This window comes from Ruegeria sp. O5 (assembly GCF_056535105.1).
The window spans coordinates 67,732-90,145 of record NZ_JBQERN010000008.1; the positions used below are offsets into that span (position 1 = coordinate 67,732).

General features: G+C 55.0%; 17 protein-coding genes and 2 tRNA genes. 11 read left to right on the top strand and 8 right to left on the bottom strand.

Annotated elements, in window-relative coordinates:
• Positions 1 to 46: 46 nt before the first annotated feature.
• From nqrF to ACR0M3_RS12060, 6 genes are read right to left on the bottom strand one after another with little or no spacing between them, the layout of a single operon-like run.
• Positions 47 to 1,270, bottom strand: a complete 1,224-nt coding sequence (gene nqrF, locus ACR0M3_RS12035; RefSeq protein ID WP_480910945.1) for an NADH:ubiquinone reductase (Na(+)-transporting) subunit F — start codon at positions 1,268 to 1,270, stop codon at positions 47 to 49.
• Positions 1,271 to 1,284: 14 nt separating this feature from the next.
• Complete coding sequence (nqrE, locus tag ACR0M3_RS12040; protein ID WP_209507136.1) at positions 1,285 to 1,893, bottom strand: NADH:ubiquinone reductase (Na(+)-transporting) subunit E; 609 nt, start codon at positions 1,891 to 1,893, stop codon at positions 1,285 to 1,287.
• Positions 1,893 to 2,546 (bottom strand): NADH:ubiquinone reductase (Na(+)-transporting) subunit D, encoded by a 654-nt coding sequence (locus tag ACR0M3_RS12045; RefSeq protein WP_209507137.1) that lies wholly within the window; start codon positions 2,544 to 2,546, stop codon positions 1,893 to 1,895. The genes nqrE and ACR0M3_RS12045 overlap by 1 nt, the downstream gene beginning before the upstream one ends.
• Entirely contained in the window at positions 2,546 to 3,361 is an 816-nt protein-coding gene (locus tag ACR0M3_RS12050) for a Na(+)-translocating NADH-quinone reductase subunit C (RefSeq protein WP_480910948.1), read from the bottom strand. Before ACR0M3_RS12050 ends, ACR0M3_RS12045 begins: the two co-directional genes overlap by 1 nt.
• Positions 3,354 to 4,562 (bottom strand): NADH:ubiquinone reductase (Na(+)-transporting) subunit B, encoded by a 1,209-nt coding sequence (locus tag ACR0M3_RS12055; RefSeq protein WP_480910950.1) that lies wholly within the window; start codon positions 4,560 to 4,562, stop codon positions 3,354 to 3,356. Before ACR0M3_RS12055 ends, ACR0M3_RS12050 begins: the two co-directional genes overlap by 8 nt.
• A gap of 5 nt (positions 4,563 to 4,567) precedes the next feature.
• Entirely contained in the window at positions 4,568 to 5,911 is a 1,344-nt protein-coding gene (locus ACR0M3_RS12060) for a Na(+)-translocating NADH-quinone reductase subunit A (protein ID WP_480910951.1), read from the bottom strand.
• Between the two features lie 296 nt (positions 5,912 to 6,207).
• On the opposite strand from ACR0M3_RS12060, the gene ACR0M3_RS12065 reads away from it, so the two are divergent.
• Both ACR0M3_RS12065 and ACR0M3_RS12070 read left to right on the top strand, forming a co-directional pair.
• On the top strand, positions 6,208 to 7,323 hold the full coding sequence (locus ACR0M3_RS12065) for a THUMP domain-containing class I SAM-dependent RNA methyltransferase (protein ID WP_480910954.1): 1,116 nt from the start codon (positions 6,208 to 6,210) through the stop codon (positions 7,321 to 7,323).
• Positions 7,324 to 7,441: 118 nt separating this feature from the next.
• Positions 7,442 to 7,518, top strand: a tRNA-Pro gene (locus ACR0M3_RS12070).
• A gap of 592 nt (positions 7,519 to 8,110) precedes the next feature.
• Here ACR0M3_RS12070 and ACR0M3_RS12075 read toward each other — a convergent pair.
• Positions 8,111 to 8,710 carry a hypothetical protein gene (locus ACR0M3_RS12075; protein WP_480910957.1) on the bottom strand — a complete coding sequence of 200 codons (600 nt, stop codon included), beginning with the start codon at positions 8,708 to 8,710 and terminating at the stop codon, positions 8,111 to 8,113.
• A gap of 128 nt (positions 8,711 to 8,838) precedes the next feature.
• Positions 8,839 to 8,923 (bottom strand) — tRNA-Leu (locus ACR0M3_RS12080).
• Positions 8,924 to 9,757: 834 nt separating this feature from the next.
• Between ACR0M3_RS12080 and ACR0M3_RS12085 the strand changes: the two genes are divergently transcribed.
• From ACR0M3_RS12085 to ACR0M3_RS12125, 9 genes are all read left to right on the top strand, one after another.
• A complete protein-coding gene (locus ACR0M3_RS12085) occupies positions 9,758 to 10,180 on the top strand; it encodes a hypothetical protein (protein WP_209507691.1) in 423 nt (140 codons plus the stop codon).
• Positions 10,181 to 10,182: 2 nt separating this feature from the next.
• Positions 10,183 to 12,195: a dynamin family protein gene (locus tag ACR0M3_RS12090; RefSeq protein WP_480487410.1), complete on the top strand. Its 2,013-nt coding sequence runs from the start codon at positions 10,183 to 10,185 to the stop codon at positions 12,193 to 12,195.
• Between the two features lie 8 nt (positions 12,196 to 12,203).
• Complete coding sequence (locus ACR0M3_RS12095; protein ID WP_480910959.1) at positions 12,204 to 13,946, top strand: dynamin family protein; 1,743 nt, start codon at positions 12,204 to 12,206, stop codon at positions 13,944 to 13,946.
• 46 nt (positions 13,947 to 13,992) lie between these two features.
• Positions 13,993 to 14,394: a hypothetical protein gene (locus ACR0M3_RS12100; RefSeq protein WP_480910962.1), complete on the top strand. Its 402-nt coding sequence runs from the start codon at positions 13,993 to 13,995 to the stop codon at positions 14,392 to 14,394.
• Positions 14,395 to 14,417: 23 nt separating this feature from the next.
• A complete protein-coding gene (locus ACR0M3_RS12105) occupies positions 14,418 to 15,284 on the top strand; it encodes a hypothetical protein (protein WP_480910965.1) in 867 nt (288 codons plus the stop codon).
• A gap of 70 nt (positions 15,285 to 15,354) precedes the next feature.
• Positions 15,355 to 17,397, top strand: a complete 2,043-nt coding sequence (locus ACR0M3_RS12110; RefSeq protein ID WP_480605678.1) for a dynamin family protein — start codon at positions 15,355 to 15,357, stop codon at positions 17,395 to 17,397.
• Complete coding sequence (locus ACR0M3_RS12115) at positions 17,394 to 18,680, top strand: dynamin family protein (RefSeq protein ID WP_480910968.1); 1,287 nt, start codon at positions 17,394 to 17,396, stop codon at positions 18,678 to 18,680. Before ACR0M3_RS12110 ends, ACR0M3_RS12115 begins: the two co-directional genes overlap by 4 nt.
• A 340-nt stretch (positions 18,681 to 19,020) precedes the next feature.
• Positions 19,021 to 21,192: a serine/threonine-protein kinase gene (locus tag ACR0M3_RS12120; protein ID WP_480910971.1), complete on the top strand. Its 2,172-nt coding sequence runs from the start codon at positions 19,021 to 19,023 to the stop codon at positions 21,190 to 21,192.
• 201 nt (positions 21,193 to 21,393) lie between these two features.
• Positions 21,394 to 22,413 carry an FHA domain-containing protein gene (locus ACR0M3_RS12125; RefSeq protein ID WP_480910973.1) on the top strand — a complete coding sequence of 340 codons (1,020 nt, stop codon included), beginning with the start codon at positions 21,394 to 21,396 and terminating at the stop codon, positions 22,411 to 22,413.
• The last annotated feature ends 1 nt before the right edge of the window (position 22,414 follow it).

The window sequence follows — 22,414 nt, forward strand, 5'->3', positions numbered from 1 at the left end:
GGCGCCGGAATGAAAAAACCGGCGCACTCAGCGCCGGTTTCATTAGTTACCCGCCAAAATCGTCGAGCATGATGTCTTCGCGATCCACGCCCAGATCCAGCAGCATGTTGATTACTGACTGGTTCATGATTGGCGGTCCACACATGTAGTATTCGCAATCTTCAGGTGCCGGGTGGTTCTTGAGGTATTCTTCGAACAGAACGTTGTGGATGAAGCCGGTATAGCCTTTCCATTCATCCTCGGGCTGGGCATCCGACAGAGCGACATGCCATTCGAAATTGTCGAACTCTTCCGCCAGTTGGTCGAAATCCTCGACAAAGAACATCTCTTTCTTGGACCGCGCACCGTACCAGAAGCTGATCTTGCGGTCGCGGTTCTCAAGGCGTTTGAGCTGGTCAAAGATGTGGCTGCGCATCGGTGCCATACCGGCACCACCACCGATGAAGACCATTTCCTTCTTGGTTTCACGTGCGAAAAACTCACCAAACGGACCCGAGATTGTGACTTTGTCGCCCGGCTTCAGGTTAAAGATGTAGGACGACATCTGTCCCGCCGGAATTCCTTCTGAGCCCGGAGGCGGTGAAGCAACCCGAACATTAAGCATGATCATGCCCTTTTCATCCGGATAGTTGGCCATCGAATAAGCGCGCTCGATAGGTTCGTTCACAACCGACTCGTATTGCCACAGATTGAAGCGATCCCAATCCTCGCGATATTCTTCCTGCACGTCGAAATCGGTGTATTTCAACTGATGAGCAGGCGCTTCGATCTGGATGTAGCCCCCGGCACGGAAGTTCACATCCTCGCCTTCGGGCAGGTCCAGAGTAAGCGCCTTGATAAAGGTCGCAACGTTGTCGTTCGAGCGAACTGTGCATTCCCATTTCTTGACGCCAAAGACCTCTTCTGGAACCTCGATTTCCATGTCCTGTTTCACCGCTACCTGACAGGACAGACGGTTGCCACAGGATGCTTCGCGCTTTGTGATGTGACTTTCTTCGGTCGGCAGGATCGAACCGCCACCCGAATGCACTTTCACGCGGCACTGGGCACAGGTACCACCACCACCGCAGGCTGACGGAACAAACAGTTTTTCGGCCGCCAATGTTTGCAGCAGTTTGCCACCAGCCGGAACCGAGATAGTCTTTTCACCGTTGATGGTGATGTTGACGTTGCCGGTCGACACCAGCTTGGAACGTGCAGCCATAATGATGGCCACCAGCGCCAGAACGATCAGGGTGAACAGGACAACGCCGAGCGAAAAGGTTTCCATTCTCTCGCCCCCCCTTACAATTTCACGCCCGAGAAGGACATAAAGGCCATCGCCATAAGCCCGGCGGTGATAAAGGTGATGCCCAGCCCCTGAAGCCCGTCCGGAACATCCGAGTATTTGAGCTTTTCGCGCACGCCTGCCATCGCGGTGATCGCCAGCGCCCAGCCGAAACCGGATGAGATGCCATAGGTGGTTGCCTCGGCAAAATTATAGTCGCGTTCGACCATGAACAGCGAACCACCCAGAATGGCGCAGTTTACAGTGATCAAAGGCAGGAAGATCCCCAGCGCGTTATAGAGCGGCGGGAAATATTTATCGAGGATCATCTCGAGGATCTGAACCATCGCTGCGATAACGCCGATATAGGAAATCAGCCCGAGAAAGGTCAGATCCACGTCCGGGAACCCGGCCCATGCCAATGCACCCGGTTTCAGCAGGAAGGACAGCAACAGGTTGTTGGCGGGCACGGTGATGGCCTGCACCACCATGACTGATATTCCCAGCCCGATGGCAGTCGAAATCTTTTTCGACACGGCGATGAAGGTACACATGCCAAGGAAAAAGCTGAGCGCGAGGTTTTCGATAAAGACGGCCTTCACGGCCAGAGAGATAAGCCCTTCCATCAGTGCGCCTCTACCTGCTGGATTTTGTATTCACGTTCTTCGACCTGGTTCGGCTTCCACGTGCGGAAAGCCCAGATTAGCAGGCCGATCACAAAGAACGCCGACGGCGGCAGCAGCAACAGGCCGTTGGGCACGTACCACCCGCCATTGTTGACCGTTTGCAGGATTGTCACCCCGAACAGGCTGCCCGAACCGAACAGTTCGCGGATGATGCCCACCAGCATCAGGATCAGGCCATAGCCCATGCCGTTGCCCAAACCGTCGATGAACGATGCTACCGGCGGATTTTTCATAGCGAATGCCTCGGCTCGGCCCATAACGATACAGTTGGTGATGATCAGGCCGACGAACACAGACAAAGTCTTGGAAATCTGAAAGGCATACGCCTTGAGGATCTGATCCACCAAAATCACAAGCGAAGCGATGATCACCATCTGCACGATGATTCGGATCGAACCAGGAATCTGGTTTCGCAAAATCGAAATGAACATCGACGAAAACGCGGTCACAAAGGTCACCGCCAGCGCCATCACAAAGGCCACCTGCAACGACGAAGTCACCGCCAGAGCCGAACAGATGCCCAGCACTTGCAGGGTGATTGGGTTGTTGTCGACAAGGGGGTCGACCAACAGCTCTTTCTTGGTCTGAGACATCAGATCTCTCCTGCTTGCAGCTTGGCCAGGAACGGAGCGTAACCCGCGTCACCCATCCAGAATCTCACCAGGTTGTCGACACCGACAGTGGTCAGGGTCGCACCTGCCAGGGCGTCGATGTAATAGTCGGGCCCGGCCGCAGGCTGCGACTTGGCGACGGTGATCTGCAACACTCCCGCGTCGTCGCGCAGCTTCTTGCCGTTCCACAACGTCTTCCAGCGCGGGTTGTCCACCTCGGCACCCAGACCAGGCGTTTCACCATGCTGATAGAATTGCAGGCCGAAAATGTCGTTGCCGTTCTTTTCCAGCGCGATGAAGCCATAAAGCGTGGACCACAACCCATAGCCATGCAGCGGCAGGATCACCTTGTCCAACGCTCCGCTGTCGTCGCGCAGCAGATAGATGACCCGATACTTTGCCTTGCGACCAATGCCTGCGGGGTCATCGTCAAGGGCAACACTTAATTCCGGATCACCGGCAGCGGCCAGATCGTCAAAGGTGGCTGGGTCGAACTGATCGTCCGCAAATTCGCCCGTCGCCAGATCCAGAACATGCGGCTCGAACGCGGCAAAGGCCTGGCTGACATCAATGCCGGGTTCATACACCCCCGCCACCTGCAGAATGTTGACCTGCTTGTCCTTCAGCTTGTTGGCCTCCTGCACCGGGCGCAAGCTGACTGCGGCGGCAGACACGATCATCGAGGCAACGAGACAGACTGCAACAGCAATAAAGATTGTTTTGCCAACTGAATCTGGCGAGGCCGCCAGAAAACGGGCAATCGCGCCCTTGCGTTCAGGGGATTGCGTATCAGACATGGCGACGCGCCCTCCGTTTGATGTTGGCCTGAACGACAAAATAGTCGATCAGCGGTGCAAAGACGTTGCCGAACAGTATGGCCAGCATCATACCTTCGGGGAAGGCTGGGTTGATCACACGTATCAACACAACCATGACACCAATCAGTGCACCATAGATATAGCGCCCGACATTGGTGTGGCTTGCCGAGACCGGCTCGGTCACCATGAAAGCCAGACCAAAGGCGTAACCGCCCAACACGACATGCCAGTACCATGGCATTGCGAACATCGGGTTCGTCTCGGACCCGATCAGGTTCAACAGCCAGGTGAACGCAATTGTGCCCGCCAGACATCCCAAAATCAGCCGATAGTTGGCAATCTTGGTGATCAGCAGGAAGGCCAGACCGATCATGCAGGCCAGAGTCGAGGTTTCCCCGATACTGCCCTGAATGGTGCCGTAAAACGCGCTCCACCAGGTGATACCGTCAGCGGCCAGTGCCTGGTAGCCTTCGGCAGCCGACACAGCCAGAGCCGTCGCCCCGGAAAACCCGTCGACCGGGGTCCAGACAGCATCGCCCGACATCTGCGCGGGATAGGCAAAATACAAAAACGCCCGCCCCACCAAGGCAGGGTTGAGGAAATTCTTACCAGTGCCGCCGAATACCTCTTTGCCGATCACGACACCAAAGATAATCCCCAGGGCAACCTGCCACAGGGGTGTGGTTGCAGGCATGATCAGGGCGTAAAGCATCGAAGTGACAAGAAAGCCTTCATTCACCTCGTGGCCGCGGACCGTTGCGAAAATGACTTCGAAAATACCGCCTGCCACCAACGTGACGAAATAGATCGGCAGGAAGTACATGAGCCCGTGCATGACATTGGCAAAGATGCTGTCCGGACTAAGAGAAATGCCAAAAACCTGAAGAATTGCAATCCGCCAGCCGGTCGCAGACTCTGGGCCAAGCGCGGCAATGGCCGAATTTGCCTGATAACCGGTGTTCCACATTCCCCATAGGATGCAGGGAATAGTAGCAATCACGACATATGTCATGATCCGCTTCATATCCACGTAAGACCGCGCATGAGGAGCAACAGTGGTTACGGTTTTCGGAGTGTAGATGAAGCTTTCCACCATCTCGTAGATCGGAAAAAGCTTCTCGTACTTGCCGCCCTTGGTAAAGTTCGGCTCGATCCGGTCAAAGAAGTTACGCAATCCCATTCGGATCAGCCCTCCTTTTCAATCTTGTTCAGGCAGTCGCGCAGCGCCAGCCCGTATTCGTATTTCGCCGGACAGGCAAAGCCCACAAGGCCCAGATCCTCTTCGTCCAGTTCAAGCGCACCCAGTGCCTGAGCTGTATCCGTATCCATCACCAGCAAGGCCCGAAGCAATTGTGTGGGCAGGTAATCCTGCGGCATCAGCTCTTCGAACACACCTGTCGGCACCATCGCGCGGCGGCCACCGTTCAAGTTGGACGTGAAAGCATAGAGTTTTCTGGAAAAGGCCGAGCCCAATACAGGCTGGACGGAATACTTGGAAGGCATTGGTCGGATCCAGCCCATCGGAATCTGATCGTGATCCTCTTGGATGATACAGATTTGACGGGCAAACCGCCCCAGATATGCGGTCGGCCCGTCGGCATGTTGACCCGACAGGATCGAACCCGAGATAATGCGGGGCGTTCCGTCCACACTTACCTCACCTCGTGTCAAGTCGTCCGTGGACGCGCCCATCACGGTGCGGATCAAACGCGGCTGACGCGCACCGGGCCCGGTCAAGGCGATCACAACACTCGGATCCAGACGCCCGGTCTGCATCAGGCGGCCAATCGCGATGGTGTCCTGATAACCGATAGTCCAGACTCGCTTTTCCCCCGCAATCGGTTCGAGGAAGTGAATATGCGTTCCGGCCAAACCAGATGGATGTGGACCGGAAAACGCCACGGCCTCGACACCGGCAACATCCGCGCCGGGGATCGTGTCGCCTTGTTTCTGGCAAAGATAGGTTTTGCCCTCGGTCAGCTTGCTGATTGCTGCCAACCCAGCGGCAAAGGCCTCGGGTGCCTCGGCAATGATCGTGGCGGCATCAGCCGCCAAAGGGTCACTGTCCATGGCGGTCACGAAAATCGCGTTCGGCTTGGCACCGGGTTCCGGCATTTTCGAATAAGGCCGCGTGCGGAATGAAGTCCATAGACCAGTGGCGCACAGTTTTGCAGTCACGCCTTCGGCGCTGTGCGCATCGCCCACGCTCGAAAAATCCAAGCCCGTGTCATTGGCGTCGGACACTTCGATGACGACGCTCTGCAACACCCTGCGGGCACCCCGGTTGATGGCAACAATCTTGCCAGTCACCGGTGCAACCATCATCGCGTCAGGCGCATCTTTGTGACAAAAGAGCGGCGTACCCCGCTCGACACTATCACCTTCCTGCACCAGCATCCTTGGCTTCAGGCCAATGTAATCCCCACCCAGAACGCCAACGGTCGAATATTCCGGACCCGGATGAATGGTTTGGTCGGGAGCGCCTTCCACTGGCAGGTCCAACCCTTTTTTAAGTTTGAAAGTTTGCATGCCGCTACGTTCTTCCAAGCCTCTTTCCTGCGCCAGCCCTGCCGACACCCTTTAGGGGTCATGCAATAACGCGGTTTTTTCCGGTGCCCATCGCAAAAGCGTCGAAACGGGTCCAAATTCCGCAGGCGTATTTCTGATCACGGACCCTTTACGCGCGGATGCCCGCAAACGCAAACCTGTTACCGCCGAAAGTTAAGATCAAACTGCAAAATCTTGGAGTTTTCCCTCAAGATGGCCAAAAATACGGGTCAAAATTGCGTGTCGCGCCCGCTGAACTTCCAGTGTAAGCAACCGGAATGAAAAAAGACACAGACTTCGAAATCTTTCTGATTGCCACCCCGGGCCTTGAAGCCCCCCTCTGTGCCGAGGCGCAGTCCAACGGGTTCGCTCAGGTCAAGACGATTCCAGGGGGTGTCATTTGCCGTGGTTCGCGGTCCGAGGTCTGGCGCGCCAACCTGACCTTACGCGGTGCAAACAAGGTTCTGGTTCGTCTGGGCAGTTTTCCTGCCGTGCATCTAGCCCAATTGGACAAACGTGCGCGCAAATTTCCGTGGGGCGAGTTCCTGCGCTCCGATGTTCCGGTCAAAGTCGAGGCCACCAGCCGCAAATCCAGAATATATCATGCCGGTGCCGCACGGCAGAGAGTTGAACAAGCGATATCCGAAACTCTGGGCGCTCCGATATCTTCCGACGCCGATGTCAGGATCTTGCTGAGAATCGAAAAGGACATCTGTACGATATCGGTCGACAGCTCGGGAGAGCTTTTGCACAAGCGTGGTCATAAAGAAGCAATTGCCAAAGCGCCAATGCGCGAAACGATGGCAGCCATGTTTCTGCGTGACTGCGGATTTAGCGGCAATGAACCGGTGTTGGACCCGATGTGCGGTTCGGGTACTTTCGTGATCGAAGCCGCCGAGATTGCCCTGGGGCTGCGCCCTGGTCGGTCCCGCAGTTTTGCGTTTGAAAACCTTGCGGGCTTCGACCCTGACCGCTGGCAAGACATGCGCAGCGAGTCAGAGGTCGCTGAGTGTTTTTTCACCTTCTGTGGCTCTGACCGCAACGCCGGAGCTATCGAAGCCGCAACAGCCAACGCCCATAGAGCGCAGGTTAACGCCAACACGCGTTTTCAACAGCTTTCCGTCAGTGACATCAAACCCCCTGCGGGACCCGCCGGGCTGGTCATTGTGAACCCTCCCTACGGAGCGCGAATTGGAGATGAAAAGCGTCTGCGCTCTGTCTACGGAGCCTTGGGTAAATCTTTGATGAGCCGGTTTCAAGGATGGCGTGTCGGGATTGTGACCAGCGCCCCGGCCCTAGCTCGGGCGACCCGCCTGCCTTTGCTGGCACCCGGTCCGGTGGTAGACCACGGAGGCACCAAGATTCGCCTGTACAAAACGGACGCTCTGCCATGAGAGTCGCGTGACTTGCCTAGCCCATCCGATACCGGTTCAAAGACGGCAGATTCAGATGACCGCTTCTCAAAATCCTCTTGCGCATCGGAAAAGCCCCGTATAGATCACCCGCCACGGTCGGAGTGTAGCTCAGCCTGGTAGAGCACTGTCTTCGGGAGGCAGGGGCCGGAGGTTCGAATCCTCTCACTCCGACCAGTAAAACAAGGTGCCCAAAGGTGCCTTTGTTGTTTGCCGCTGATCGGCCGCAACGATATCCACAATGTTTCGTGTGCCGGATGTGCTCAGTTCGTTTGCAAGCGCCAGCTACCTACCACGCAGACGTACCTCATATCTTCCAGTCATTGATCCCTGCGGCCTTCTTAACCTCCTCTGGGCTTACGTGACTCATGCGCTTTTTCCAATGCCAAAGTCGTTCCTGTGATGTACGTGCCTGGGTTTAAGTTATCCCCGGCGATTTTGAGATCACCGACGCGATACATCAACTTGGCAACCTCGACAAAAAGACTTGAGGCCACATTGTTAACGCTGTTTTGGCCAGTATCGCCTGCCAAAACAGGCCGGACGGCGTTGTTATCTGCCTCTAGGTTCGAAAACCGCGAGTTTACGTCGCCAAAATCCACAAGCCGCCCGCTGACGGATGCTGTGTCGGCTGGCTGGGAGTAAATTCCCCATCCGTCTCAGGGCATACCCTATCTCCAATGGGTTAAGCCCAGCAAAAGCAGGGTTTTTGGATCATTTGTTGATTTCGGCCAAGTTATCTTCCCGTGGAGGAAGTCAGTGGTCGTCTTCAGATGTTTGCCACGCCTTTCGGCAATAGGACAAGTTCTCGATTCCTATAGAATGACACGTTATGGTCGTTAATGGCCTTTGCGTGCGCCATGGCTCGACCTCTCGCGTAAGAATTAACGTTTTCAGCCTTCACTATTTCAAATTCACACATTTCCAGTAGTGCAACCAAGCCTGAGAGGTTGGGCGCAAAGACGTTGGTGAAATCACCGCCCAATTCCCCACGGGGGTAGATTTGCATGATCGGCTCCTTATTGACTTTTGGAGCTATTTCTTGAAGCGAAGCCGGGTTTTTGAGGCTATCTGTTAGAAAGTAATCGTCAATAGACGCTGTTTCAAAGAAGGCAGAACCCTCATCACGCAAGACTGAGCGCACGTTGTCAATCGCCTTTGAGCCCAATCCAAACAAATCACCCATTACAGCCCGCCCGGTTTGCGTTCCGCTGCTGCCAATTGGCCAATTGCGCGCGATAAGCAGCTTGTTCCAGTCCAACCCGTTCAACATTTGCGATCTGCGCGGGATCCCTGCGGTTTTCTTAACCTCCTCTGGACTTATGGACTGATAAGGAAAGCCCGATTCACCAATGGAAAAGATGCGCACTTTTAAGGGTGTCAGAGGTGTGCGATTGGATCGAAGACAAGAAATCCGGCAGCGAGTGAACAAGGGGCCAGTTGGGGGCGCTGAAGCAAACTAGAAACTTAAATTTTCAAAACTTCAATTCATCAAAATGGTGCGGGTGGAGGGACTTGAACCCCCACGCCTTGCGGCGCCAGAACCTAAATCTGGTGCGTCTACCAATTTCGCCACACCCGCAACTCAGCGCCGCAGCGCTGGATTGAAGCGGTCAATAACAAAGCTTGCTTCCGAGCGCGAGGGGTAAAATACATGTATCGCCAAGTTTGTAGATCCTCTGATGAGATATGGGGCAACCACGCTATCTTATGAAAATGTATAGCCCCAAGAGGCTCGTCAGTGGAAAGTTGATGGGAACATCAGTGGCCGTGAAACCCGATATCCTGCGGGACAATGTCCACGCTATTTAGGAAGAGCTCTTCATTCGTGCCGAAGTTAAAAATTGACCCAGCTAGCCTGCGAAATATCGCTCTTACGTTGACCAAAGTCCTAGAAAAAGCCGACAGCTTGTTGTCAGATCACCAATGGCGAACATGGAAATCCTACTTCATTGCCCTTGCGCGTTCATAGTTGAATCCATGGGAGGAGGCGCGGGATTACTCGCCACGACACCCCAGAAAACGCATCTGCGACCCTTTCCAACTCAGAGAGCAACTTCAGGTTTCTGAAACAACAAGAATAACTTATCCGACTAAAGTGCCCTTCAGGGCCACACAGATTATTGAATAACCCGCACCGTCAGGTTCAGGCAATTGTGTTCCGCCGGTCTCCGCTCGGTTTCATACAGTAGGTGCGGAATGGCTCTTGCGTCATAGGCATTCCCGCGCAGGTTGAGGCATTCTCAAGAGAACTCCACCACAAAGCTGCCACATTTCAAACGCCAAAAAATCTTATTCACGTCAAAATAAGACCGCCTTGAAGGGTCTTGTTGTTTAGCAGGAGTTAATGAGTCTTTTTTGCCACTTTGGCGCCGGTACGAGTTTCCTGCTCAACTCCAGTACAAGGTTTACTGCTGTGACCGATCTGAATCCCTCCGCTACTGCCGAGCAAGAGGCTGTCTTCTTTGCTCGCGAAAGCTTTCTTGGCGAACTCAAGATCCTGAACCGGGACCACCCGAACACGGGCTTTGGGATATCGCTCCGAACCCATTCCGGAGACCACTACCTGCTGGCCAATGCGCGTATGCCATTGCCCGCGGTCAAATCCGAGGGTTTCCCGACCGGACGCCGCGTTGCGTGCCTTGAAAACGGCGATCGCTTCAGCTCGATCGAAGTGCTGGCTGACGCCAAGGCTTACGAAACCATCAGCCCGCGCGCCGAGGCTGACATTCTGGGCAACGCTTTGGACCTGATCGCACGTATCGACACGCTGACAGGAATTCCAACGGGCCGTCCTTCGCATGAACCCCGCATCGCAGCTACGGGAACCGGAGGTTAAGCATGGCGCGCAATGATCACCTGTTGTCTGTAGGCAACGAAGCTCTGGCGCCAATGACTTCGGCAATGTCATCACTGACGGCGCAGATTGATCAATTGACTGAGGTGGCTGATGCGCGCTCCTCGGCACGTCTGGCAACACTCAAGACCCGGATGGAAAACTTCACCGCCAGCATCACTATGGTCGGTCAGGTAAAAGCGGGCAAATCATCGATTGTAAACATTCTTGCGGGGCGCCCATCTTTGCTTCCGTCGGATGTGAACCCGTGGACGTCGGTCGTCACAACCCTGAATATCAACACGCGTCCACCGGGCGATACCAAGGCCAAGTTCACCTTCTTTGAGCAGGAAGAATGGGACAATCTGATGGTCGGGGGCGGCCGGTTGGGCGAACTGGCCAACCGAGCCGGTGCAGATGACGAGATGGAGGACATTCGCCGTCAGATCGGCGAGATGAAAGCAAAGTCGGAAGAGCGTCTTGGAAAGCACTTCGATCTGATACTTGGCCAAAGCCACCAATACGATCACTTCGATGAAGAACTGATCCAAAGATATGTCTGCCTGGGCGATGAGGACGACCCGGATATCAATCCAAAAACAGGCCGGTTCGCAGATGTGACCAAGTCGGCCGAGTTGTACATGGATATCCCTCAGTACCCGATTGCGCTGAAGCTTTGTGATACGCCGGGTGTCAACGATACCTTCATGGTGCGTGAACAGATTACCCTGCGCAGCCTGCGCGGGTCCGAAGTCTGTGTTGTGGTGCTTGCCGCAAGCCAAGCCCTGACCACCATGGACATGGCCTTGATGCGGATCATCGCCCAATTTGAGAACCGCCAGATTGTCCTGTTTGTGAACCGGATTGACGAGTTGTCAGACCCGGTCAATCAAGTCCCCGAAATCCGCGACCGGATTCTGGATACTCTGAAACAGAACAACATCGACGCAAAGACAAGTGTCGTGTTCGGCAGTGCCTTGTGGGCCGAGGCAGCGCTGACCGGGAACCCCGAAATTCTGAACGAGGAATCCCGCGAAGCACTCAATACATTTTACCTCGCTGCCGGGTTCGGTGATCAGGCCCCCTCGCTGGATAAAATCTGGGCATTGTCCGGTTTGCCTGACCTGCTGCTGGCGATAAACGAGCGTATTGCAGAAGGTGCCGGAACAAGGCTGATGGATCGGGTTCGCCATCGTGCCCGCAACATCGCCAGCCAGATTCGTGCCACCGCCGTGGCAAAGACTCTGTCAGAGGGTGAAGGCGTTGCGCGTGATCTTGACGGTGTTTCTCCGGAAGATGCAATTGCGAAAGTTTCTGCGGAATATGAAAAGAAAGCAGCCGAACTGACCAATGCATTACGCGACAAAGTATTGGAGCGCCTGAACTCAGCCGAGGCGAATTTTGTGAAGCGCGCCACGGATTCTCTGATCGCGCACCTTGAAAAGAATGGCGAGCAAGGCACGTGGCAATACGACCCTGCTGGATTGAGGACTTTGCAAAAAGCCGCTTATTTCAGTTTTGCCCGCGCAATGCGTAAGGATGCTGGCGCGCTCTACTCAACTGCGGCTGCGGATGTCGAAGCGCTGTATCACAAAATTCTTGGCAACCACCTGGGCGAATTCAGCATCGAAGCACCTATCGTGCCGCGCGTTCCACCACCATTGGGGATCGGCCGGACGATCGCTCTGGACTTGCAAAGTACCTGGTGGCGGCGCTGGTGGCAAAAGCGCAAAGGTTTTGAAGCATACGCTGCCGATTACACACGCCTGATCGCGTCCGAGGCGAATTCGATCACCAAGGATATCGAGGAAAACCAGATTGCGGCCGTGTTGGAAAACGTCCGCGCTATTCTGGCGGATTTCATGCGGGAACAGAAGGAAACGTTGCTGAGCATCTCATCATCAGCAGACAAAAACTCCAGCCAGACCTCGGCAGCGATGGCGGGCCTGCAACCTCAGAAATCGCGAGACGAGATTCTGGGTGACATCCTGAAAGACCTAAGCAACGAAGCGGCATAAGTAGAAAAATGGCAAAAGATTCACAAACACGCTTTGTTTCACCGAAAGCATGGGAACGTATCGAGCAGTGGTCCCGCCGCAAACCGGTTTTCGCTTTGATGGGTGAATTCAGCGCTGGCAAATCCACACTGATGAACTTTTTACTGCGAACGCAAACCTTGCCAACGCAGGTTACTGCAACCCAGTTACCACCGGTCTGGTTTAGCTGGGGCAGTGAAAAACCATATATCAAGCGGCATGACGGAAGCATTGAGCCAATCGAACTGGATCAGCTTGAGACTGTTGGCGTCAACGACGCGCAGTTCATTCGTATCTTCCTTGAGGCAGATATTCTGGAAGCCGTCGATCTGATCGACACCCCCGGCATCTCGGACCCCAAAATTTCGACAGATGTCTGGCAGCGCGCAGTCGGGCAGGCAAACGGCGTCATTTGGTGCACCCATGCGACGCAAGCCTGGCGCGAAACCGAACGTGCAACGTGGGTTTCGCTGCCGGACCGCTTGCAACACAACTCGCTGCTGTTGGTGACGCGGGCGGATGCACTAAACCTTAAAGACCGTCAAAAGGTTCTGCGACGCGTCAATCGCGAAGCCGGACATCTGTTCAACCGGTCCATTTTGTTTTCCGCCCGGGATGCGATCAATGCCCGTGACAAGACTGGCGACGCCGAAATGTGGTCGCGCAGCGGCGGCGGTAAGATGATTGACAGTTTTCTGGAAATCACAGAACAGATTATGGACAACCGCGCCGATCAGCTGGCACGGTACCAGATCGACAAAAGCCAGACGGGCGCATTCAAGGTTCAACCACTGCGCCCCGCCCGCAAACCAGACGAGCGAGAAGCACTGTCCAGCGACATCGAAGCTGCACCTTTGCGACTGGTCAACCCGTTGGACGACGAACAGCGAACTGAAGACAACGATCTTAATGTCGTGACAAGTTTCCCCATTCGGCCAGCCCGCGTTGAGCGGCGCTCTGATGAGGGCGAACGAGTTCGGATCAACCCGGATGAAGCTGAACGGCTGCGTGCCGAAATGGTATCAGACCCGGAGCAAATGTCCGAGAAAGCTGATACCAGCGACGAATTGCGCGCCTTCTTTAAAGACACCTCGAACGATCCGCTGGAATTGAAGAATGTCGCTGGTCTGGAAGAAGATGTAGATGAGTTCGACCTGTCCGGTGAAATCGGCGATACAGATGACTCTGACGATCTGTTGGATGACGCTCCAGATGCTGAAACGGGCGACAAATCCGTTGATGACGTCCTGACCTCGTTGAACACGACGTTGCGTGAAGCCTCGGACGAAGCGGACGAAGTCGAAATTTTCACGCCGGAAGTTGAATCGCGTGATGATCGGGGTATCGAAGTCTCGGTATCCTCCATTGCGGCTCTGATGGCGGCTCAGCCCGAGAACAACGCCGAGGATTACGAACCTGAGCCTGAGTCAAACGGTTTGATAGAGGTCGTGGCCTCAGTCGAGGAAGACGCCCGCGATATCCGCCACGATGCGCATATCGATCTTCCAGAATCCGCAGTCGGGTCGCCGCTTAGCGCGTCGGATATGTGGCGGGAAATCACAAACAAGGAGGACCTGCCAAAAGACGCAGTCGGGCTTCAGAATGTATTCAAAGCCTTTCTTGCCGAATTTGACCAGATCGCAGTTGAATATAGTGCAAAACAGTCCAGACACGCCCCGCAAGCCATTCCAAAGACGAAAGAAAGCAGCAGTGCAGAATGGCATGTTTTGTAAGGACGCCTTAGTCAAGGCGCTGAGAAGAAGGACGATAAAGAGTTAAATGTCCATTCAGGATGCATTGAACACCGCGATTGAAACGATACCCGACTGCATTGCAGCCGGGTATATCGACATGGAGACCGGCATGCTTTTAGGCAGCAGTATCTCTGATTCAGATTGCGCAGAATCGCTGGACACTTTGGCAATCGCAGTGGCCAATCTGTTTCAGGGGCGGGGTGTCGCTGCATTTGAAGCGCTCTTGCACGAGGCCGGAAACACTGATGAGGAAAACGCCGGGTTCGGGGAAATCGCGGTGTTTTCAAAAGACCGGTTGAACATCTTTTTGCGGACCAAGGAATATCCTGATCATGTGGTCTGCTATATCTGCCGCAACAGCGCGAATGTGGGACTGGCACTCACGAAATCGCATCTCAGTCTCAAGCCGGTCGCGGCCGCAGTCTGAACGGGACCAGAGGGGGTCACGGTATGATGGACACAGACATTCTCGACATGCTCGAAGATATCGGGCGGTCTTCGGTCGCCCGCCTGTCTCCGACGGTGATTGTCCCCGGTGAAACTGCTGCAGCCCGTCGGGTGGCTGTATTGCGTTTCATTCGCGGAACAATATTGCCCAGGCGACTGGAGCTGACCGCGGCAAATGGAAACTGCCTGAAAATCGAAGTGAACAGCTCTCGGATCACGGATGTGTTTCAGGTGCCGTCCGGGCAGATCCCTGATTTCGAAACGGAATCACGTACCGCGCTGGTCGACAAGCTGGCCCAACTGATTTCAGACATTTCAGCCGCCCCTGCCCCACTGGAACTGATGTCTGGAAAGCCAGCCTCGACGCTGGAGGCTGATGATGTTGGTATTACGCTGAGTGAGATCGAGAACGCCTGCGCCGGAATTGAGCTTTCCTCTGAGCCAATCGTGTCTGTCGTTCCGGACGTTGAAAAACCTTCAGACAACAGCCCTGCCCCGGCAGCAGGGTCGGGCAATTCGTTGGCGCAACAGTTTTTTGACGGGGCTGCACGCTTTGCCACAGGTCGTGTTCTTGTGGACAGTATGGAAAACACTGCGCTGGCTTTCGAAGGAACCTGCAAACCTTCCGAGGGAATGCACCCCAATCAAGAGATTTTGACACGTTTTGTTTCGGATCTTGCTGGTTGGAACAACGACACCCGGGACGAATTCGAAGGCCCACATCTGATCGTCATACGGCCATCGGGTGGTAAGGGTGCGGGCATGGCAGTTCTGAGCGATAACGAGCAGATTGCTGTGACCATCCACGATGCCCGCAAACTTGGGGCGGTCATTAATCTGTGGACATCTTTGGGGGAGGTTGAGGAATGACTACCCCTAAAGCATTCAAATTTTCGACTAATTCAACGCGTTGTCTTTTTTGTAGTCAGGGTAAAGAGTAATGAGTGAAACACATCGTCGCGAGCTTATTCGCATCGCAGAAGACATGAACGGGACGAGCAATGACGAAACACGTCAGTTCATATCGCGCATCATTGGTGATCTGGGGAAACTGAAACCGTCAGTTGCCTTTGTAGGACAAATCAAAGCAGGAAAGTCGCGCTTGATCAACGGCTTCACCGGTCAGGCAGAATACCTGCCGTCGGACGTGAACCCCTGGACGACCGTGATCACCGACATGCATTTCGGGCACCCGAACGGTCGAACCGAAGGAGCCGAGTTCCATTTCTTCGACAACTATCAGTGGCAATCACTGATCGCCGAAGGCGAAGAGTTGCGCAACATGTTCCCGGATGACGAGGACAGCTACAAGCGCGAGATGATCGAAGAGCAGGTCGAAGCCATGAAGACCCGGGCGCGTCGGCGACTGGGGGACAGTTATGAACAGCTGTTGGGTCAACATCACGATCTGGATCAACTGACATCCGATGATCTGGCGCGTTACGTGTGCGCCGGGGACGACCCCGCAGAAGATGGGACAGTTGACCCCGGCAGTGATCGCGGACTTTACAGCGACATCACGCGCAAGGCCGAGGTCTATTTTGACATCGGACATTTCCCATTCCCTCTGACCGTCACCGATACGCCCGGAGTAAATGACCCCCTGCTTATCCGTGAGGAGATTTCCCGCCAGTATCTCAAAGAATCCGATTTCTTTGTGGTGGTTCTTTCAGCGCATCAGGCGTTGTCGCGTGCGGACCTGAAACTGTTCCGGCTGATGCAGGCACTGGAACTTGGACAGATCGTTGTCTTCATCAACCGTGTCGATGAATTGGGCGGCGGGGCCGAAGATGCGGCAAAGGTGCGTCTGGATGTTGTAGACGGGCTGGAAAAAGCTTTGGGTACTTCGAATATCGATGTCCTGATGGGCAGCGCACAATGGGCGCATTATGCGCTGACCGGCGATGAAACCGGTGTGAATCACGATCATATTCTGGCGTGGTTGCGGGCGCACCCGGAACAGATGCAACAATACCTGAACGGTGTGGCAGAGATCAAACAAGGACCGGGGCCCATCAGCCGTGAGGCTGTCTTGCGGTTTGCCGCTATGATCGCGTCAGGCTTGCCCGACTTACGACGCCATGTCACTCAGGCGTTGACGGAGGGGCCGATAAACGAACAGTTGCGGATGGCGTGGCAGCATCTCGACAGCTTCGCGCGTGGCGAACTGGAGCGATCCCAGGTACATCTTCGTGCTCTGCAAGATGAAGGCAGCGCGGGTGCGCACAGCGCTGAGGACAGCGACAAGACGCTGGGCAATCTGCGCAAACTGATTGCGGACAAAACGCAGGACATTGTCAGGGACATGGACGACGTTCTGTCAAACCTGCGTGGGGTTATGGATGACACGGTGTCCGAGTCTGTCTTTGTTGTGGTGCGCGGGCCTGAAGGACAATCCCCATTGCTTGCCAAAGGTGGCGCGACCGAGTTGAATTTCTCACCACTGCGCGAACACATGCGCGAGCTGGTGCAAGGCGCCTCGCAAGTGGTTCGCCAACGCATGCTAAGCGAACTTTACGCGATCGACATGCAATGCAACGCCGCTTTACGGGCACTGCCGGGGTGGCAGGAGCCGGTCGACAATCGCATGAACACAAGTGCGGTACGTTGGTTCCGCCCGGACACCACTGCGCTAACCCGTGGCATTACGGTTGAGCTGCGTGTAAACTGGTTGTCGCGTCTGATATCGCGCAACAGTGTTGTGACGCGGGCCGAGCGCATGATCGTGCAGGAATTCGAGTTGATTGGCGATGACCTGATCGACACAACACGCGAAAACCTGCTGGACCGGTTGAAAACCGTTCTGGATCATTACTTGGCTCTTTTGGCAGGCCATCTTGAGCACCGTTCCGGGGCGGGTGAGTTGAATGCTCAGGCGAAAGCACAAGCTGCGTTCGAGCGGGCGCGCCGTATTACCGACGAGTTGGAAAGTGTCTTTGGAACAAACAACGTGGACGAACGACAGGCAGAGGCTGCGGAATGATTGAGTTTCCCGGAACCGAACAGGAAGTGCGGCAGCTGGAGCGCTTTCTGACAGCGACAGAAAAACTGTCGTCGGACCCGAAATTGGAAGATATGCGCACGCGGGCCCTCGCCCACGCAGAACGCCTGTCCAACGCGGTCAACATCGGTTTCGCCGGGGAGTTCGGAGCAGGCAAGTCAAGCCTTGCGAACATGCTGGCAGGGGCGGATATCCTTCCAACCGGTCCGCAGCACCTGAAGCTGCCACTTGTCATCGTTGCCTACGCGGATACGCCGGAGACGACAGTCGGCTGGTGGAACAAGGAGCCAAAGACATATTCTGGCATAGCACTGGAAAAGGCCGCTGCGGATGAGCCTGACTTTATTTCGGTTGGATTGAACACACCTGCTCTCAAAGAGATATCACTGTTCGATCTTCCCGGCTCTGGTGCATTGGATGATACATACAAACAGACACTGGACCTGCTGAAATTCGTCGACTGTGCCATCTGGTGTACCAACGGCACAAGCGCATGGCGTGAAACAGAACGGCATTTGTGGGCGCAGGTGCCGCCCGAGCTAAGAGCCAACAGCCTGCTGGCAGTTACACATGCTGATTTGCCCCCGGTGCAGGCCGCTCTGGATCGGGTACTGGCTCGATTGAACAAAGAAAAAGAAGGACTGTTTCGCGCTGTGGTCCCAATTGGCACGCCCGTCGCGGTGCGCGCCATGGCACAAGAGCCGGAACCAGATTTCGATCTTTGGGAAAACTGTGGCGGCCAGGAACTCGCGGAAAAAGTTCTTGATGCGGCGTCTGACCGGCGGCGCAGCGACCTTGACGCTGCCCGGAAGGATCTGAAGCACGAGTTTCTGCCATTCCTGGAAACATTGAATGGGCCAGAGCCGGAACCTACCGTCAACGATGCTGCGTCAATACAGTCAACGCTGGGGTCTGCCCTTCCGCCACTGAACAACCCCATTCTTGAAGACTGGCTGGCTGCCATTGCCAGCATTTATGAAGATCTGCGTGACACCGCTGCCATTGAACCCGCAGCTTTTTTGCAAAGCTGCCAGGAAATCGTCGAAGATTTCGCGGAACGGCTGGACCAAGGTGGCGAGATCGATCCGGATGCTGACTGGATTCCGGCCGAATTCGAAAAAGCGACTGACTTGTTGTTGTTGCTTCAGTTTGAAAGCGGAGATGCGCCTTTGAAAGACGCAATCAGCATACTTGTACAGCTTGGTGACAACCTTGCATGGGCTGGCAGTACCGTCGCCGCGGCACAATCCAAAACCGGTACCTAGCACTTTCCATCAGGATTGAAGCGCTGTTCAGCGATTCGAAGGGCCGAAGAATCGGCCCTTTATTGTTTCGAATTCGTAGACCAAGAGACCGATTTGGGGTCGTCAGTTTTCATTTATTCCACCCCGTTAATCAATATATTGTGCTATTGCTTCGCACTAGCACCGTATATGCCATATTCGAAAAAACGATCCTTAGTGAAGCCATCAGGCGGCCCCATTAAAGTCAAATTTGAAACGTCTAACCGTTCTCAAGTGTCCTGCGGTTGTTTTTGGTTGTGAGTTCGTGGGCTGCCGGCCCTGTTTAATTAAGCCGCAAAATGAGTAGAACGGGCGGATTAAAATGAGCCACAACCAGGCTGTCGGTGCAACGCACGACGAACCAAAAATTGAAGGACTGCAACCGGGCGCAAAGCTGTTGCGCGGGCAGTATGAGATCCTCCGATATCTCAGCAACGGCGGATTTGGGATCACCTATTTAGCACGCGACAGCCTGGAGCGTGATGTCGTGATCAAGGAATGTTTCCCCGGTGCGTTGTGCCGTCGCAACGGGGACTTGGTTGAGCCGAACGACCCGTCCTACAAGGATGATTTGCGCGCCATTATCGACCTGTTTATTCAGGAAGCCCGCAATCATGCGCGTCTGGTGCATCCGAACATCGTCGACGTTCATCAGGTGTTCGAAGACAACGATACCGCCTATATCGCTATGGATCTGATCCGAGGTTGCGACCTGCTGGACTATGTTGAGAATCCGGAAAACGACGGTGGTCCTGACTTTATCGTGCAAGTCACGGAAAAGATGCTGTCCGCGGTGTCGTTCATCCACCAAAGCGGGATGCTGCACCGTGACATTTCACCCGATAACATCCTGATTGACGAAAACGGAAACCCGGTCCTGATCGACTTCGGTGCCGCGCGTGAGCAAGCCGCAAACAAGTCGGCCGCATTGTTGACCCTGCGCGTCATAAAAGACGGATATTCGCCGCACGAGTTTTACGTCCGTGGTGCCGAACAAGGGCCCAGCAGTGACCTCTATGTCTTGGCCGCGACTCTGTATCACGCAATCAGTGGCGAACGCCCGGTAGACGGCCAGAGCCGCCTGAATGCATTCAACAACGGGCAAGACGACCCTTATACCCCATTGGCAGGCCGCTTTGACGGATACCCCAACGGATTCCTCGAAGCAATCGACAAGGCAATGGAAGTACACGCAACGGACCGGTTGCAGACAGCCCTAGATTGGCTGCGCATGTTCCGCGGCCCTGGCGTGATGTTTGATACATTCGCCTATCGCCCGGTTTCCGTGATTGTCGGCATGGATCGCAAGGACAAGGAAGAAGAAAAGGCGCGGATCAAGGCCGAAAGTGAAAATGCCGAAGCGGTTGTGACGGCTCTGCTTGCCGGGAACTCGGACATTGTTCGCGAAAACGAAAAAAAGAATGAACCCGAGATGGCCAAGATTTCTGCAAAAGCGGAAACACCGGTCGCAGTTGATACCGTGGTTCAGAGCGGATCCGGTGGCAGCGGCAAGATGATCGCTGGTGCAGCAGTGCTTGTGGCAGCGTTGGCCGCAGGCGGTTTCTTCGTGATGTCCGGCGACAAAGGTGAAGAACAAGCCGAGGTTACGACGACGCTGCCTGAAGCAACCACACAAACTGCCGAAGCAGAACCGCCCGCGGTGGAAGAACCCTTGGCCGAAACACCTGAACCCGACGTCACGGTCGCTTCAGAGCAACAACCTGAACCAGATGAGCCTGTCGAGCAGGCGCAAGTTGAACCTGCGGAACCAACCGCTTCAGAAACAGCGTCCGAAGCTACCGAGACTGCCGGTGCCCAGGAACAACCTGCAGAACAAGAGGTTGCGGCCGTTGTGGACGAACCCAAAACCGATGCCGCTTCCGGCACTCCGGTCGAACAACAGGTATCTTTCCACCATTGGGATGTTGAAATCCCCTTCCAGACGTCCCGCCGCCGGACCGCAACAGGTGCAACTATTGCGGTTACCGGTGTGGACGCCAATCAGGACATGAACGTTATCGGTGAATGGGTGGAACCCGGAGTTGTGATCTTTACTCTGAACGGCAACCCGGTTCGTCAGGACATCTCTTTCGCGGCGCAAGTCCTGGACAAGCTAAGCGTCGACCCAGACGGCTTTACACGGGTTGCAGCCCGCTACCGGCCGCTTGGAAAGACCCGCGCGCAGAATGGCCTGCTGGCACTGCCTGTTCTGCGCTCGGTCGGATTGGAGAACGGTTACTCGTTCACAGTCAGCAGCTCGGGAGGTGAAGGGTGGCAAACAAAAGTAAGCTCGGTTCCAGCCGAGGCGACAGGCAGCCTGCAAAAAGGCGATGTTCTGTTGAGCGAAAGCCAGACCAACATGACATTGAATACGTCCGAAAGCCTTGATGGCATGCTGGCTACGCTGGTTTCCGACAGTCAGCCTGAGGCAAAGCTGACCGTATTGCGCAACGGTGCTGAGGTAGCTGCGGCCATGCAGTTAGCGCAGGAGTGATCTGACCGGTTCAATTTTGATCTGCCAGTGTGTGTTTACTGAGGGTGGCTTTAAGTTTGCCGCCCGGCGGGAACCGGCCCGCCGCAGAGAGTACCAGTTTCCATGTTTTCAATTGAGTGTCTCTGCGTTGTTCCACGCAGGGTTAGGTAGCAGCCCCATGGCACAAAAGGTCCGTGCCAACAATTCGAAGGTGTCGACACCATGTTCAAATACAAAAGCCCACTGAGCCGGCTTCTCGAAGGTGCCGGCAAATCCAAAGAAGATGATGTTGCTGAAAACGCTCATGCAACTGACAGCGCGGCACCTGAAACCGAAAAGCAGGAGCCTATCGCAGACTTCAACGCGCTGCGTGCCGCACTGGCCGGTGGAAACATGACGTCTGAATCCTATGAGGAAACAGACGAACTTATCCCTGAAGAGAAAATGCCGGAATTCGACGAAGTTGCGGCGGAGAACACGGAAGAGCCGGTTGAAGTGTCCATCTTCGTTGAAGATGCAACTGACGAGGACGACCAAGATACCAAGAACTTGATGGCCGACCCCGACGAGGACGAGGATATCTCGGACGATCAAATCATCACTTTGCATGTAGCAGACGAGCTTGCCGAAACACCGGATGAAGTTGCGCCGCCTCTGGATGTAGCTGAAATGAGCGCGCCGGAAACGATGGAAGCTGAGGTTGCAGCCCCGTCCGTGCAAGAACCGGCAGTGGTGGAAGAGGGTGCCGTACAGGCTCAACCCACGCCTGCCGCCCCAGCCGAGGACCGTCGCTCGCGGGTCAAAACAACGTTCCTTGGGTTTGAGCGTGCGGACACGCATGTTCAGGAATTGATCGAAACATCAGAACCCGTCTCAAAAACTGAAGCCGCTCAGGAAACATTCCCGGTTGGTTGGCTGGTGGTGACGGCAGGTCCCGGACGGGGCGCCAGCATCACCCTGACCGAAGGCCTGATGCAAATCGGTCGAAACGATGACCAGGCGATCCAATTGGATTTCGGCGACACGGGCATTTCACGTTCGAACCACGCCGTTATTGCTTATGACCCGGAAGATCGGAAATGCTATCTGGGGCATGGCGGTAAGGCCAACCTTGTTCGCCTGAATGGTAAACCCGTTCTGAGCACAATCGCACTCTCCAGCGGTGATCTGATCCGCATCAGTGAAACATCAATCCGATTTATGGCCTTCTGCGATGAAGGTTTTGATTGGCGGGATTCCTGAT

What these genes read in the sequence shown, in the direction of transcription:
- nqrF (WP_480910945.1), bottom strand. Translation starts at nt 1,270, where the DNA reads ATGGAAACCTTTTCGCTCGGCGTTGTCCTGTTCACCCTGATCGTTCTG.
- nqrE (WP_209507136.1), bottom strand. Translation starts at nt 1,893, where the DNA reads ATGGAAGGGCTTATCTCTCTGGCCGTGAAGGCCGTCTTTATCGAAAAC.
- ACR0M3_RS12045 (WP_209507137.1), bottom strand. Translation starts at nt 2,546, where the DNA reads ATGTCTCAGACCAAGAAAGAGCTGTTGGTCGACCCCCTTGTCGACAAC.
- ACR0M3_RS12050 (WP_480910948.1), bottom strand. Translation starts at nt 3,361, where the DNA reads ATGTCTGATACGCAATCCCCTGAACGCAAGGGCGCGATTGCCCGTTTT.
- ACR0M3_RS12055 (WP_480910950.1), bottom strand. Translation starts at nt 4,562, where the DNA reads ATGGGATTGCGTAACTTCTTTGACCGGATCGAGCCGAACTTTACCAAG.
- ACR0M3_RS12060 (WP_480910951.1), bottom strand. Translation starts at nt 5,911, where the DNA reads ATGCAAACTTTCAAACTTAAAAAAGGGTTGGACCTGCCAGTGGAAGGC.
- ACR0M3_RS12065 (WP_480910954.1), top strand. Translation starts at nt 6,208, where the DNA reads ATGAAAAAAGACACAGACTTCGAAATCTTTCTGATTGCCACCCCGGGC.
- ACR0M3_RS12090 (WP_480487410.1), top strand. Translation starts at nt 10,183, where the DNA reads ATGGCGCGCAATGATCACCTGTTGTCTGTAGGCAACGAAGCTCTGGCG.
- ACR0M3_RS12095 (WP_480910959.1), top strand. Translation starts at nt 12,204, where the DNA reads ATGGCAAAAGATTCACAAACACGCTTTGTTTCACCGAAAGCATGGGAA.
- ACR0M3_RS12100 (WP_480910962.1), top strand. Translation starts at nt 13,993, where the DNA reads ATGTCCATTCAGGATGCATTGAACACCGCGATTGAAACGATACCCGAC.
- ACR0M3_RS12105 (WP_480910965.1), top strand. Translation starts at nt 14,418, where the DNA reads ATGATGGACACAGACATTCTCGACATGCTCGAAGATATCGGGCGGTCT.
- ACR0M3_RS12110 (WP_480605678.1), top strand. Translation starts at nt 15,355, where the DNA reads ATGAGTGAAACACATCGTCGCGAGCTTATTCGCATCGCAGAAGACATG.
- ACR0M3_RS12115 (WP_480910968.1), top strand. Translation starts at nt 17,394, where the DNA reads ATGATTGAGTTTCCCGGAACCGAACAGGAAGTGCGGCAGCTGGAGCGC.
- ACR0M3_RS12120 (WP_480910971.1), top strand. Translation starts at nt 19,021, where the DNA reads ATGAGCCACAACCAGGCTGTCGGTGCAACGCACGACGAACCAAAAATT.
- ACR0M3_RS12125 (WP_480910973.1), top strand. Translation starts at nt 21,394, where the DNA reads ATGTTCAAATACAAAAGCCCACTGAGCCGGCTTCTCGAAGGTGCCGGC.